Origin of the sequence: Kordia zhangzhouensis (genome assembly GCF_001005305.1) — a bacterium.
In the GTDB taxonomy this organism is placed as follows: domain Bacteria; phylum Bacteroidota; class Bacteroidia; order Flavobacteriales; family Flavobacteriaceae; genus Kordia; species Kordia zhangzhouensis.
Window position 1 is genome coordinate 539,422 of sequence record NZ_LBMH01000003.1, and the last position, 14,372, is coordinate 553,793.

Sequence of the window (14,372 nt, forward strand, 5' to 3'; positions counted from 1 at the left end):
TTTTATTTATTTTTGGCGTTTGCCTCCGATTACCTCAGCAAGCGCAGGATTAGTATTGAACAAAATCGAAATACAATCCTAATACATATTATTTTTAGTTTTATCAAAAACGTACGCAATCACTTCTTTATGACGTCGCTCAGAACGCACTTTACTACCTGCCGCTGGCGCTCCGTAGAATCGTCTAGAAGCAACTCTGAAGTTTTTCACTTCGTCCATATGCATTAGTAAATGTCCGTAAGCACCCATGTTTCGAGGCTCTTCTTGTGCCCAAACTACATCAGTTGCATTGCTATATTTTGCTAATACTTCTCTGATTTTTGTTTTTGGCAATGGGAATAATTGTTCCAATCGTACCAATGCTACATCATCTTCTCTTCCTTGCTTTTCACGTTCTTCTAATAGGTCATAATAGAATTTTCCTGTACAGAATACCAACGTTTTTACTTTGCTCGGTTGCGCTTCTGCATCATCTATCAATGTTTGGAACGTTCCATTAGTAAATTCCTCTACTGTAGAAACTGCTTTTGGATGGCGCAATAAACTTTTTGGTGTAAAAACAATTAACGGCTTTCTAAAATTTGCTTTCATTTGACGACGTAACAAGTGATAAAAGTTTGCCGGCGTCGTACAGTCTGCAACAAACATATTGTCTTTTGCACATAATTGTAAGTAACGCTCCATACGTGCTGAAGAGTGTTCTGCTCCTTGCCCTTCATACCCATGCGGCAACAACATTACAATGCCACTTTGTGTTTTCCATTTATCTTCAGCAGAAGAGATATATTGATCAATCATGATTTGTGCTCCGTTGCTGAAATCACCAAATTGTGCTTCCCAAATTGTCAATGTATTTGGACTTGCCATTGCATAACCATAATCAAATCCAAGCACACCATATTCTGAAAGCAATGAATTGTAGATGTAAAAATTTCCTTGGTCTTTTGCTACATAATCCAATAGTTTGATTTCTTCTTCAGAATCTTCTACTTTGACTACTGCATGACGATGCGAAAATGTTCCTCTTTCAACATCTTGACCTGTAATACGAACATCAAAACCTTCTTGAAGCAATGAGCCATATGCTAACATTTCTCCCATTCCCCAATCAATCTGATTATCTACAAAAAACATTTTATGACGATCAGATACAATTCGCGTTATTTTTCGCAAGAATTTTTTATCCTCAGGTAGTTTAGAAACTGCTTTTGCAATTTCTTCTAGTTTATTTTTTGAATAGCTCGTATCAACCTTTTCTTCCATTACTTTTTCATCAACACGCTGCAAACCTAGATCTTTCCAAGCATCTTGCATGAATGGTGTGATTACGGTTTTTTCTTCTTTACGAGAATCTTCAAGTTTTATTTCTAAAGAATCTTTGTATTGTTTTTCTAAGTTTAAAACATAGTCAGTATCAATCACACCTTGCTCAATTAATTTTTGAGCATAGATATCTCTTGGATTGCTATGTTTTGAAATTGCCTTGTATAGTTTCGGCTGAGTAAAACGTGGCTCATCTCCTTCGTTATGACCATATTTACGATATCCCAATAGGTCAATAAAGACATCTCGCTGAAAAGTCATTCGGTAATCTAACGCAAATAAAGCAGCATGTACTACGGCTTCAGCGTCGTCAGCATTGACGTGTAATACTGGAGAAAGTGTTACTTTTCCAACATCTGTACAGTATGTTGATGAACGTGCATCTAGATAATTTGTAGTAAATCCAACTTGGTTATTGATAACAATATGTATAGTTCCTCCTGTTTTGTAACCATCTAATTGTGACATTTGCACAATTTCGTATACCAATCCTTGTCCTGCAATTGCTGCGTCTCCATGAATTACAATAGGTAGTACTTCAGAGAAGTTATCAGCGTGATTTCGATCTTGTTTGGCACGTGCAATACCTTCTACCACTGCTCCAACCGTTTCTAAGTGTGATGGATTTGGCGCAATGTTCATACTAATTTTTTTACCTGAATCTGTTTCTCGTTCAGATGTAAGTCCTAAGTGATATTTAACATCTCCATCGAAGATCGCTTCTTCATAGTCTTTTCCATCAAATTCACTAAAGATATTTTTAGCAGATTTTCCAAAAATGTTTGTCAGTACATTTAAACGACCTCTGTGAGCCATTCCTAAGATAAATTCTTTTACTCCTTTATTGGCTGCTTCTTCTACTACAGCATCTAGGGCAGGAATAAGAGATTCACCTCCTTCAAGGGAAAATCGTTTTTGTCCGACATATTTGGTATGCAAAAAGTTTTCAAATGAAACTGCCTCATTTAACTTTTTAAGAATATGCTTTTTTTGATCTGAAGTAAACTTTGGGTGATTATCATTTATGTTCAGCTTTTGCTGAATCCACTTAATTTGTTCAGGCTTTCGTATGTACATATATTCCACACCTATTGATTCGCAATAAATGCGTTCTAAGTGTGCAACGATTTCTCGAAGAGTTGTTTTTCCGATTCCTAGAATTTCACCAGCTTCAAAAGTTTTGTCAAGATCACTTTCGCTTAGTTCAAAATTTTCCAACGCTAAGGTTGGCTCATATTTTCTACGTTCGCGTACAGGGTTTGTTCTTGTAAATAAGTGTCCACGCGTGCGATAGCCATCAATTAGCTTAACAACTTGAAATTCTTTTTGAACATTTTCAGGAATTACAACGTTAGAAATTACTTCTGCTTCTGAAGTTTCTTCGCCGTAGCTAGTTGTTCCGAAATCGTATCCTTGAAAAAAAGCGCGCCAACTTGGCTCAACGCTATCTGGATTTTGTAAATATTGATCGTATAATTCAGCAAAATATGCTGTATGTGCTGCATTTAAAAAGGAAAATCTATCCATGTTTTTTTCTTCCTGTCTTGTTTTGACAAAATTTCCCCAAAAATACAACTTTTGAGAAAAACACGTCGCATGTTTTGTATATATTTATAGTATTAATTATTAGGCTTTTTTTAGAAATGAAAGATTCTGTTTTTTCTCGGTCAAAATTTACGATTTTGTTATTTTTTTTGTGTGCAACTGCATTTTCTCAAAATATGAATCAAAATTCAACACAAAGTGATTTTTGGAAAAATATTCGTTTTGGTGGCGGATTGGGTTTGAGTTTTGGAAATGGAATTTTTAGCGCAACCGTTGCCCCAAGTGCTATTTATGATTTCAACTCTCGTTTTTCTGCTGGAATTGCATTGAATTACACATATTTTAATGACAATGATTTTTTTAAATCTACAATTGTAGGCGGCAGTTTTCTCTCTTTATACAATGTCCTTCCTGAGATTCAATTGTCCAGTGAGTTTGAGTATTTGAATGTAAATCGTGATTTTGAAAGCGACCTTCTTGAAGATGACAACTATTGGCAACCTGCTATCTTTTTTGGAATTGGTTACACCACCAATCATATTACAATTGGAGTACGCTATAACGTGTTGCATGACGACGACAAAAGCATTTATGCTGATGCGTTAGTTCCGTTTGTTAGAGTTTATTTTTAAACCATACTTTTTGCCATTCACGTTTTAGAATCAAAAATGCAACCTGTCCAGATAACACAATTGTGTCAGCACCATCAAGCGCCTTAATTTTAGTTTCTGAAACATCAATGATATAAAGCAAGCTAAGGTATTCTGTAAATCGCTCTTGGATTAATTTATAGATAATTTCATGCAATTGAGCCTTTAGCTCTTTTGGTGTTATATGAACATTGAATGTTTCTTCAATGTTTGCCAACCGGAAGTCCTTATTGAGCTGCGCAATTAACTTTTCATATAATGCTTCTTTAGCAGCATCTACTAATAATTCATCAATATGATTGTACTTTTTTAACATCTAACGAAAGTACGTAAATCTTTGCCGTAAATGTAATTTATATGATTAAGATTGTAAGTTTAGTATCAGCCTCTTTGCCTTTCTATTCATTACGATTCTGATTTTTAGTGTTTATAAGTAAAATTTAAGTAATATCTTGTAGTGTTTAAAAAAACCAACATGCTCAACCTACAGTATTTATTTAAAAAAGTTCGTGATAGTTTTTGGTTTGTCCCTACCGTAATTATTATTCTAAGCATTCTTGCAGCTATTATTTTATTATACGTTGACAAGACATTTCCCTTTACGCCCGAAGGTGTATTGAAAATTATTTTTTCCGAGAGTTCTGATTCTGGCAGAAATGTATTGACCGTAATTGCTGGGTCGATGGTTGGCATTGCTGGAACCGTTTTTTCGATTACCATTGTTGTATTGCAATTAGCTTCGTCTCAATTTGGCCCGCGATTGTTGCAAAATTTTATGTATAAACGACTTAACCAAGTCGTTCTAGGGCAGTATGTTGGTGTATTTCTATACTCAATTATTGTAATCAATGCTATTAGAGATAATGATAACTATGCTTTTATCCCTAATCTTTCTATCCTTTTTGCCATTTTCTTAGCCATTTTTAATGTGTTTTTATTGGTGATTTTTATTCATAGCATCAGTATGAGTATTCAACCTAGTAAAATAATCAATGAATTGCGTGAGCGAATTAAAAATGACATTCAAACCATGTATCCTGAACAAATAGAGAAAGATGTCATATTTAAGCCCAAGGAAGAGATACATCAATCATTAACTAAGATTAGAGATTTTAAATCTGAATCTAGCGGCTATATTCAATACTTTGACCTAGATTATTTGGTTAGCATCGCAAGGGAACGAGAAATTATCATCAAAATATTACACAAACCCGGATGTTATGTTGTTAAAGAACAACCTATCTTTGAGCTTTTCAAAAACAATTCTTCTATTGAGTTTTCTGAAAAAGAAGAACTTTCTCTTCTTAAAAGTTATAAACTAGCCACTCAAAAAAGTTTTTTTCAAGATATAGAATTTGGCATTCATCAAATTGTTGAAATTGCTTCAAAAGCGTTATCTCCAGGCGTGAATAATCCTTATACTGCAGTAATATGTATTGACAACTTAACCTCCGTATTATGTAAATTAGTTTTGGTCAAAATTCCAGATGCAACTATCAAAGACGAAAATGATATCATGCGTATACTCGTGACAAAAGATTCTTTTGAAGGATATTTAGAAGCTGCTTTCAATTTAATTCGTCAATACGGTAAGACAAGCCCATTCATTATTATCAAACTCATGGAGACTCTCTCTGTTATTTTAGAAGCTGACAATTCAAATTCTCACACTAATGCATTAAAAGAATATGCCGAGATTATCATGGAAACTGGTAAAAAATCATTTACATTGCAAACCGATATTGACGATTTACAACGACAGTATTTACTTTTTAAAGCAACTGTAAATACCTAAGTATTGAGATTTGTAAAGGTAACAAATGTAAAATGACTACTATTCCTTTAGTAATACTGCCGTAAATTCTACATCACGAAAGTCATAAGCATCCGTAGAATCTGAAGTGATAAAAGCACCGACATATACAAAAGTGAGTATATCATCATTTATTTCAAAATTCATCTCAAATGTTTCTGGATTTGCCTCGGTACTAATTACCTCCAATGTAGCAGCAATATCATTTCCTGAAACCACAAAAGTTCCTTCAAAGTCGTAAATATCAGAACAATGCACATATGTAACATAGTCCCACGAACTTGAACCTGTCCAATACTGTTCTCTTCTAGCTCTAACTGACTGATTTGTCAAGTTTATTGAAATCGTACCGTCTCCAAACAACTTCATTCCAAAATCATCACAAACAATTATATCTATCAAATCAGAAGTTATAAAACTTCCATCATAGTTCGTATCAATTGGAACATTAGGAATCAAACTTGTTAGCTTATACGTCCCTGCCACTATTTCGGCTTGCGAAGGACCGTCATCACTACTACAGGAAATACATAAAACAATACAAAGTAATGAGATTATTTTTTTCATAAGAATTTTCAATTTTCACCATAAAAATGCTAAGATTAAACATTTATGATTATGGGTTTTAAGCAGATAAATTAGTTTTTGAATCTAAAGTTAGTAAAATATTGGCAGTCCAAAATGTACCGAAATACTTTTATTAATTGAAAACACTCTAAAACTTAATCATTTGTAAATTTATCACTACCAAATAATTAAGCCATCTTCACCCAAGCGTTATCTTATTGTAACCATACAGAAAGTAGTATTTTTCCGTAAATACAACCTTCATGCTTTAGATAAGTTTGAGAAACCAAAAACGTATTTAACATGAAAAAAATCAAGTATTTATTAGGAGTTATTGCATTTCTTACCATCTACAGTTGTAGTACCGATTCCGTTCAAATCAACGATGAAAATGTACTCATAGAAGACCAAACAGAGCTGGTTTTTAAAGAAATTAAAGACTTAGGGTTTTCAGAAAAAGACATTGTTGATATGGGATCATATTTTCTTGTCGGAAATGACATCACATTTTCAAAAACAGGAAGACCTCAACTAGCCAACGATGATATGACTCCAAAACAACGGAGAACTACTTATTTAGTAAGTGATAAAACTATAGGAGTTCGCATTGACCCTTCTTTACCTTCTAATTGGAAAACTGCTACTAGAAATGCTATGGCACATTGGAATGCAAATTCAGGAAGTTCCATTTTTTTATATGAAACCGATTATTACTGGCCATATCAAGGAGGTTTTTTATTTAACCCTGAAATTGAAGTAATGAATGACAATGCAGCTCCATTACCTAACAACACTATTGCCGCAGCAGAATTCCCAACTTCTAACGGAATGCCTGGTTACAGAATTCGCATTAATTTAAGCTTTAGTGGTTGTAGCGTAAGTAATAATTTACGCTTTTATAATATGATTCATGAATTTGGTCATTGTTTAACATTTGCTCATACAAATTCTTCATTTGGAAGTCATATTTCAGGAACCCCTACTAGCGACTCCAATTCAGTAATGAATGGAGGAACTGCATGTACATTAAGTAGCGGTCTATCAACAGGTGACAGAACCGCTGTTAACACATTATACCCTTTACAAATTAACGCTCCGACAAATGTACAAGCATATCATGATGGAGACGAAGAGCTCACAATGACTTGGAATGCTGTACCCGGCGCCACTAGTTATAAGATTTACAATAATATTAAAGAAACTGGAAAAACAGGTTGGTATCATTACAGAACTAGCTCCTCAACTAGTTACAGCAGAGAACTTAAACTTAGTTACCGTAATGGTTACCGAATGATGGTTACTGCAGTTGATGCTAACGGAAACGAAAGTAAAATGGTAGAAGCCAATTACAATTGGTAAAATTCAACACCAAATTTTACACACAACAAAAAACCAGCGAAGTTAACTTTGCTGGTTTGATTGAATTTATCTAAAACCCCGTAAACCTATTTTAAGACAGATTACTCCTAAGAATATTAAACTGGAGTTTAAAATTTTTAATCTGAATATGTGAAAAAAAACAGATGATATGTGGTATAAGTGATTACCGAAAATAGGTTATACCTGAATTGATACATTACTAGTTGCAAATAACAATAGTCACATATTAAATATAAAAGCGATAAAAAAAAGCGAACCGAAGTTCGCTTTAATCAGAATCTATATCTTCAGCTTTGAGAAGATTAAAAAACTTTTTTAATTACAATTAATAACATTTGATTGACAAAGTCTAAGACCACTATTGTCAGGACATGTACCTGGATTTTTAGTATCAGGCTGAGGCTCAGGCACACAAAGCATATTACCACTATCCATTTTTCCACCAATCAATTTTGATTCAGAATTATTTAATTTAGAAATAGATTTTTTGTTAAGATTCAAAGATTTCAAATTTCTTTTTTTCACGATATAAATGATTTTAAAATTAATAATATACCAAATGAACGCAAAAAAAAATAGAATAGCATTCACAGAAGCGTTAAAAAAACTCTAATTTTTATAGAGTAAAATCTTTACATTTTCTATGATTTAATTTCATAAAAATTTCTTTCCTCCCCAAAGCTTTCTGAATCAACCTTTTCAACGAAGGATTTACAGAAAATTATTTTTTTCATTCAAGAACATGCTATATTATTTATCGCTTTCTAAAACTAAACTGTTCTAAATTACATTCTAAAAAGACCTCCTTATTATATAAAAATCTATAACATCTTAAGCTTCTCGTATCACTTTATGCGTTTGTTATCCATGTATCACACTTTTTATACATGTGGCTCTTAATCTAGAATAAAGCTTAACTCTTATCTTTTTTTGATTTTGCTTCTATATACCTATTTAATTACATGCTTTTGAATTTAATCCAAACTACATAAAAAACCATACCCTCAAACAAATCTCTAGCATTATAAGACGAGAACACCCAATAAGATTATTTACAATTATTCTGATCAAATCTACCGTGGCAACTATAAATCTAAACCTTTAAGAAAAGACATAAAAAAATCCCAACATTTCTGCTGGGATTCTATTTGAAAAAAAATTGCTTCGTACTCGAGGTGGGAATCGAACCCACACTCCCGAAAGAACTGGATTTTGAATCCAGCGCGTCTACCAATTCCGCCACTCGAGCTTCTTTTATTTTGTAAAAGGAGTGCAAATTTAGAAAATATTTTTAATTATCACTTAAAAAAAGAAATAAATGCTTTTAGAGTTGCAATAAATTTCTAAATTTGCACCTCATTTGACACAACACAACAATTAACTAACTACTAAACAGAATTTTAAAATGGCTTACGCTGTCCCTGAACCAAAGATTTTTGCTTGTACGCAAAGTGACGAACTTGCAAGAAAAATTGCTAAAGAGTATGGAACAGATTTGGGGAAAGTTACGTTCTCAACTTATAGTGATGGTGAATTTCAACCTTCTTTTGAAGAGTCAATTCGCGGAGCAAGAGTATTTATTATAGGATCTACATTTCCAAATTCAGATCACTTGATGCAAATGCTTTTAATGCTCGATGCGGCTAAAAGAGCTTCGGCACGTCATATTACAGCAGTACTTCCCTATTTTGGATGGGCTAGACAAGATCGTAAAGACAAACCTCGTGTTCCGATAGGCGCAAAACTGATTGCTAAAATGCTAGAAGTTGCAGGAGCAACTCGAATCATCACTATGGATTTACATGCTGATCAAATTCAAGGTTTCTTTGAAAAACCTGTAGATCATTTATTTGCTTCTACTGTGTTTTTACCTTATTTGAGAGGCTTAAATTTAGACAAACTCACCATTGCTTCTCCTGATATGGGTGGATCAAAAAGAGCATATGCCTATTCTAAATTTCTAGAAAGTGACGTTGTTATTTGTTACAAGCAACGTAAAAAAGCCAATGTGATTTCTCATATGGAACTGATTGGTGATGTAACAGGAAAAAATGTAGTATTGGTTGATGATATGGTCGATACAGCCGGAACACTAACCAAAGCTGCGGAAGTCATGATGGATAGAGGAGCATTATCTGTACGTGCAATCTGTACACATCCAATATTATCAGGACAAGCGTATGAACGAATTGAAAATTCAAAATTAGAAGAGTTAATTGTTACTGATTCAATTCCTCTACGCAAAGAGTCAAAAAAGATTAAAGTAGTGAGTTGTGCACAACTATTTGCAGATGTAATGCAACGAGTACAGAACAATACTTCAATCAGCTCAAAATTTTTAATGTAATTAATTATTAATATAAACACGAAGAATGAAATCAATTACAATCAATGGATCTCAAAGAGAAAGCGTGGGCAAAGTAGCTACTAAAGCCTTACGTAATGCTGGAAAGGTTCCTTGCGTATTATACGGAGGAGACAAACCATTACACTTTTCAGCTGAAGAATTAGCATTTTCTAAATTAGTGTATACTCCAAATGCGCACACAGTTGTGATTGCATTAGAAGATGGATCTACACATAATGCTATTTTACAAGATATTCAATTTCACCCTGTAACTGACAAAATTTTACACATTGACTTCTATCGTTTATTCGAAGACAAAGAAGTTACTATGGAAATTCCTGTGTCTATCAAAGGAAAATCTCCAGGTGTAATGGCCGGTGGTGTATTACGTTTAAACAAACGTAAATTGAAAGTTAAAGCTTTACCTAAGCATTTACCAGATTACATCAATGCAGATATTTCTGAGTTACAAATCGGAAATAAATTATATGTAACTTCATTAGCAAACGAAAACTACAAATTATTACATCCAGACAACACTGTTGTTTGTCAAGTAAGAATTTCTCGTGCTGCGATGAAAGCCGCTCAAGAAGCTGCCAAAGCAGAAAAAGCAGCTGGAAAGAAATAGAAACTCAACATTTGATATCTATAAAAAGAGCATTCCCTTTCGGAATGCTTTTTTATTTTTGTACAAATTAAACACGCTATGTTTCAGTTTTTAAAAAAACTATTTAGCTATTCACATAAAAAACCTCTATTAGACATAGAAGAAAAAAATCCTATGAAAAAATATCTTATTGTTGGTTTGGGAAATATTGGCAACGAATACGAAAATACACGACACAATATCGGATTTAAAATTTTAGATTTTTTAGCCCATCAGGAAGACTTAAAATTTGAAACAGCCAAACTTGGAGACACAACAACTTATAAGCACAAAGGGCGAACTTTTATTCTGTTAAAACCAAACACCTATATGAACCTCAGCGGAAAAGCTGTTCGCTATTGGATGACAAAAGAAAAAATCCCCATTGAAAATATACTAATTATTACAGATGACCTAAATTTAGAGTTTGGAACAATTCGCTTAAAAGCTAAAGGAAGTGACGGCGGTCATAATGGACTTAAAAGTATCCAAGAACAATTGAATACTACCAAATACCCTAGATTTCGCTTTGGAATTAGTGCCGATTTTAGCAAAGGACGACAAGTAAACTATGTGCTAGGCGAATGGAATGAAGAAGAAAACAAACTACTTCCTGAACGCCTTGAAAAAAGCATTGAACTCATTAAATCCTTTGGTACTTCCGGAATTTCTAATACTATGAATAATTTTAATGGAAAATAAAAAGAGAGGTGTTTTACCTCTCTTTTTATTTTTAGCCTAGTAGGGATATCGGTATATGTTTACTGAATTACAACTTTTTTAATACTCACTCGTTCCCCATCATTTACTCGTACCATATACAATCCTGCTTGTGCAGAAGTAAGATTCAATTCTTTAGAGAAGTTTGTTTCACTATCATAGGTATTAGCAAAAACAATACGCCCTCTTACATCTACAACATCAATTGAAACTCGTTCTGTTGAACTGGAAGTAAACTTTATTGTAAATTGACCATTAGAAGGATTTGGCCAAATAGCGAAATCTTCCAATTCATTTTCAACCGTTGATAAGGTATTTTCCACATTAATTCTATAATCTTCTACTTCAGCATCAGCACCATTTTCACACGAAGTTGGCAATACATTATATTTTGTAGAAACACGCATTGTAGTTGAACCAATTGCAGCAGTACTTGGTACGAGAATCATCATCCCAGAATTCGAAGTTGGTCCGTCATCAATATTGTTTGCTGAACCTAAATCATATTCTTCTCCAGGATCGTCAAAACTACAGTTCTGATTCCAGTCAATCCAAACAAGTGTACGCGTAGTATAATTTCCGTCTGTATTTACGTTTATCGTAATTGGATACGAAGATTCTTTTGTTACGGTAGCAATATCCGTTGCGGTATAATCACTGTATCCGCTAGGTTTTGCTGAAACTCTATTGATACTTTCAAAACTTACCAATGTCGTACTAGTTAAGAAGCTTGTATTGGCTACCGAAGCACAAACCGCACACGATTGTGTAGTGAACGAATACGTACTTGAATATGCAGTAGAAGCACATTCGTTAGAAACACCAACTCTCCAATAGTACGTGGTTGATTGTGCCAATGAAGTTGGCGTATAATTGGCGTTTGCTACAGTTGCTGACTCTACAATACTTGAAAATCCAGGATCGGTAGCTATTTCTATAAGATATCCGTCTGTCAAACTATTTGTTGACCAATCAAAAGTTGAATTGACAGGAAGGTTTGTAGCATTGTTAGAAGGTGTAACTAAGGTTACTGGCGTTAAACTGCTTGGGAATACACTCAACAAAACTTCTGCAGATCGCGTTGTAGTACCCGAAGTTCCTGTGGCAGAAAAAGCATAATTTCCACTTGCAACACCTGCTGTTCCTGAAATTGTCAATGTTACTGGTGTTCCATCTACAGAAGCACTTGTTGGATTGAATGTAGCCGTAGCTCCAGAAGGCAATCCAGACGTTGAAAATGTAGTCGTTCCGCTAAATCCGTTAAAAGCATTATATGTAAAGTTATATACTGCATTTGCTGGTTGACACGCAGTTTCGTCATTATCTGCAAAAACCAAAGCAAAATCTGGCTCAACCAAGGTAAAGTTGCTAGAATTCATCGCAAAGAAAATATTTCCTGCACCTTCTACAATAACTCTCGCCTGTGATGTTGCTGGCGTTACCGGAACCGTTACTTGCTGTGAACCATCGTTAGGAACGTTGGTTGCTAAGGTATAAGGGAACGTTACTCCGCCATCAACAGATAATAAAATATTTACATTGGCAGTATTTACAGGTGCAATATTAGTATTTGCTACGTTCCAAGTTACGGTTTGTGATGTTCCCATTTCCCAACTTACGTTAGATGTTTGCGAAGTTACCGTAAAAGGCCCTGCTGTTGTTGTTACTTGAATAGACATGGTATCATAGCTTGTTTGCCCACCAAGTCCAGTTGCTGTTGGCTCTCTATCACGAACCGTCAACGCCCAATTCATAGTTCTGTTAACAGTCGCTACAGTTTCCCAAGCACTATTAATTGTTGGGTTAGTTTGTGTCAAATTCCCTGAAGCAACTCTGCTTAATTTTGGAATGTATCTGTTAGGTGAACTTGTTGGCGGCAACGAGCGGTTCATAGAACCATTAGTAACTGTTGGACCGAAAGAAGTGTTTGTTACCTGTCCGCTATCTGTTTGCTCCCAACAATATGTTAGTGCATCTCCACCATCAGGATCGGTGGCACTTCCACGCAATACATACGCAGTTCCTTGTGGAATGACATAATCACTTCCAGCATTGGCACTTGGAGGATTGTTTGCAATAGCTGGCGAACTATTTGCTTGCCAACAAGTACGCGTTACCAAATTATCCAATACTTGACGGATACTATGATAGTGAAAATACGGATCACTATTCTGCTGTACATTGTTTGCTCCTGTAATTCCTGCATATGCCATTACTGTTGAACCACTTCCTGGCTCAGCATTTACTCCAGTTCCTTCAGTATTAAAAGCCCAAGTATGGTTAGCTCCCATTTGGTGACCTATTTCATGAGCTACATAATCCACATCAAATGTATCTCCTTCTGGAATAGCATCTGCAGGTGAAGTATAAGCACTTCCTTTATTTGTATCATTTGTTGATGCAGTATCATCTACACACACACAACCTATACAACCTGCATTTCCACCTCCTCCAGAGGCTCCGAATAAATGTCCAATATCATATGCCGCATTACCGATTGAACCTGTCAAATAGTTTTGAAGTTCTGTATTCCACGCACCGCCAGTTCCTGTATTCGCATTCGAATATGGATCTGAGTTTGCATTTGTAAAAACCAAGCTACTATTATTTGCAATCAATTCAAAAGTAACCGCCATATCTACTTCAAAAATAGCATTTACTCTTGTCATTGTTGCATTAATTGCTGCCATAGCATCATTTACAGTTCCTCCATGATATGCAGTATACTCTCCAGTTACAGAAACTGCTAAACGAAATGTTCTTAATATTTGGTCATTTGCATCTTCTGCCTGTGCTTGCTCATTTGTAATTCGATTTTGAACTTCATCAATGGTCGTACAATTAAATTCGCCAATAGTACTCGTTCTTGCCTCTCTAGTATACACTACATAATTAGCAGTTCCACTTCCTGCTGGATGCATAAATACTGTTGGCGCATCTGTATAAGAAATCATTGTTTGAATTCCTTTATGAGAAATACTCATACGCAATTGTGCTCCATAGTTTTCCTCGCTGTAACCAACATATGATTTAATAGTAGGAAATTCAGCTGCTAATGCTGGCGCAAATACAGAAGCCTCATAAAGTCGGAAAGCTTCTAATTTTCCTTCAGCTCCTGGAACACGAACAACGGTGTTAGAGCCAAAAGATGTTCCTCTTGCAGGAACATTGACTAATTCTTGTTTAAAACTTTCAAAATCTAATTCATAGTATTGAACTTTATCTTCTGATAAGTGTAATTTTGATACATTTTCTGAGTCTGTAACGGTTTTCTTTTTCTTCCAATTATTGCTTTGAGCAATTCCTGCTGTAGATAACAAAAATATGCACACAAGAAAACCGAAGCGTAAAGTTAGCTTCATGTTTTTTATGGGATTTAGG

General features: G+C 34.7%; 11 protein-coding genes and 1 tRNA gene. 6 read left to right on the plus strand and 6 right to left on the minus strand.

What is annotated here, in order from left to right:
• Positions 1 to 78 precede the first annotated feature (78 nt).
• A complete protein-coding gene (locus tag AA088_RS05760; protein WP_046744165.1) occupies positions 79 to 2,850 on the minus strand; it encodes a 2-oxoglutarate dehydrogenase E1 component in 2,772 nt (923 codons plus the stop codon).
• A 194-nt stretch (positions 2,851 to 3,044) separates the two neighbouring features.
• Here AA088_RS05760 and AA088_RS05765 point away from each other — a divergent pair, with 194 nt between their 5' ends.
• Positions 3,045 to 3,500, plus strand: coding sequence for an alpha-ketoglutarate decarboxylase (locus tag AA088_RS05765; RefSeq protein WP_082106587.1), 456 nt, complete (start codon positions 3,045 to 3,047; stop codon positions 3,498 to 3,500).
• Here the strand turns inward: AA088_RS05765 and AA088_RS05770 are convergent.
• Positions 3,484 to 3,834 (minus strand): hypothetical protein, encoded by a 351-nt coding sequence (locus tag AA088_RS05770; RefSeq protein ID WP_046743985.1) that lies wholly within the window; start codon positions 3,832 to 3,834, stop codon positions 3,484 to 3,486. The genes AA088_RS05765 and AA088_RS05770 overlap by 17 nt on opposite strands.
• Before the next feature lie 159 nt (positions 3,835 to 3,993).
• Here AA088_RS05770 and AA088_RS05775 point away from each other — a divergent pair, with 159 nt between their 5' ends.
• Positions 3,994 to 5,313, plus strand: coding sequence for a DUF2254 domain-containing protein (locus AA088_RS05775; protein ID WP_046744166.1), 1,320 nt, complete (start codon positions 3,994 to 3,996; stop codon positions 5,311 to 5,313).
• A 39-nt stretch (positions 5,314 to 5,352) separates the two neighbouring features.
• On the opposite strand, the gene AA088_RS05780 is transcribed toward AA088_RS05775, so the two are convergent.
• On the minus strand, positions 5,353 to 5,898 hold the full coding sequence (locus AA088_RS05780; RefSeq protein ID WP_046743986.1) for a hypothetical protein: 546 nt from the start codon (positions 5,896 to 5,898) through the stop codon (positions 5,353 to 5,355).
• A 303-nt stretch (positions 5,899 to 6,201) separates the two neighbouring features.
• Between AA088_RS05780 and AA088_RS17565 the strand changes: the two genes are divergently transcribed.
• Positions 6,202 to 7,257, plus strand: coding sequence for a M57 family metalloprotease (locus AA088_RS17565; protein WP_052752798.1), 1,056 nt, complete (start codon positions 6,202 to 6,204; stop codon positions 7,255 to 7,257).
• A 336-nt stretch (positions 7,258 to 7,593) separates the two neighbouring features.
• Here the strand turns inward: AA088_RS17565 and AA088_RS05790 are convergent, their stop codons facing one another.
• On the minus strand, positions 7,594 to 7,803 hold the full coding sequence (locus AA088_RS05790; RefSeq protein ID WP_156168424.1) for a hypothetical protein: 210 nt from the start codon (positions 7,801 to 7,803) through the stop codon (positions 7,594 to 7,596).
• 642 nt (positions 7,804 to 8,445) lie between these two features.
• Positions 8,446 to 8,527: transfer RNA gene (locus AA088_RS05795), tRNA-Leu, on the minus strand.
• 156 nt (positions 8,528 to 8,683) lie between these two features.
• On the opposite strand from AA088_RS05795, the gene AA088_RS05800 reads away from it, so the two are divergent.
• The 3 genes from AA088_RS05800 (at position 8,684) to pth (ending at position 10,973) form a co-directional block, all read left to right on the plus strand.
• Entirely contained in the window at positions 8,684 to 9,625 is a 942-nt protein-coding gene (locus AA088_RS05800) for a ribose-phosphate pyrophosphokinase (RefSeq protein ID WP_046743988.1), read from the plus strand.
• Between the two features lie 25 nt (positions 9,626 to 9,650).
• Positions 9,651 to 10,253: a 50S ribosomal protein L25/general stress protein Ctc gene (locus AA088_RS05805; RefSeq protein WP_046743989.1), complete on the plus strand. Its 603-nt coding sequence runs from the start codon at positions 9,651 to 9,653 to the stop codon at positions 10,251 to 10,253.
• A gap of 78 nt (positions 10,254 to 10,331) precedes the next feature.
• Positions 10,332 to 10,973: an aminoacyl-tRNA hydrolase gene (gene pth / locus AA088_RS05810; protein WP_046743990.1), complete on the plus strand. Its 642-nt coding sequence runs from the start codon at positions 10,332 to 10,334 to the stop codon at positions 10,971 to 10,973.
• A gap of 59 nt (positions 10,974 to 11,032) precedes the next feature.
• On the opposite strand, the gene AA088_RS05815 is transcribed toward pth, so the two are convergent.
• Entirely contained in the window at positions 11,033 to 14,353 is a 3,321-nt protein-coding gene (locus tag AA088_RS05815) for a reprolysin-like metallopeptidase (protein ID WP_046743991.1), read from the minus strand.
• Positions 14,354 to 14,372 lie beyond the last annotated feature (19 nt).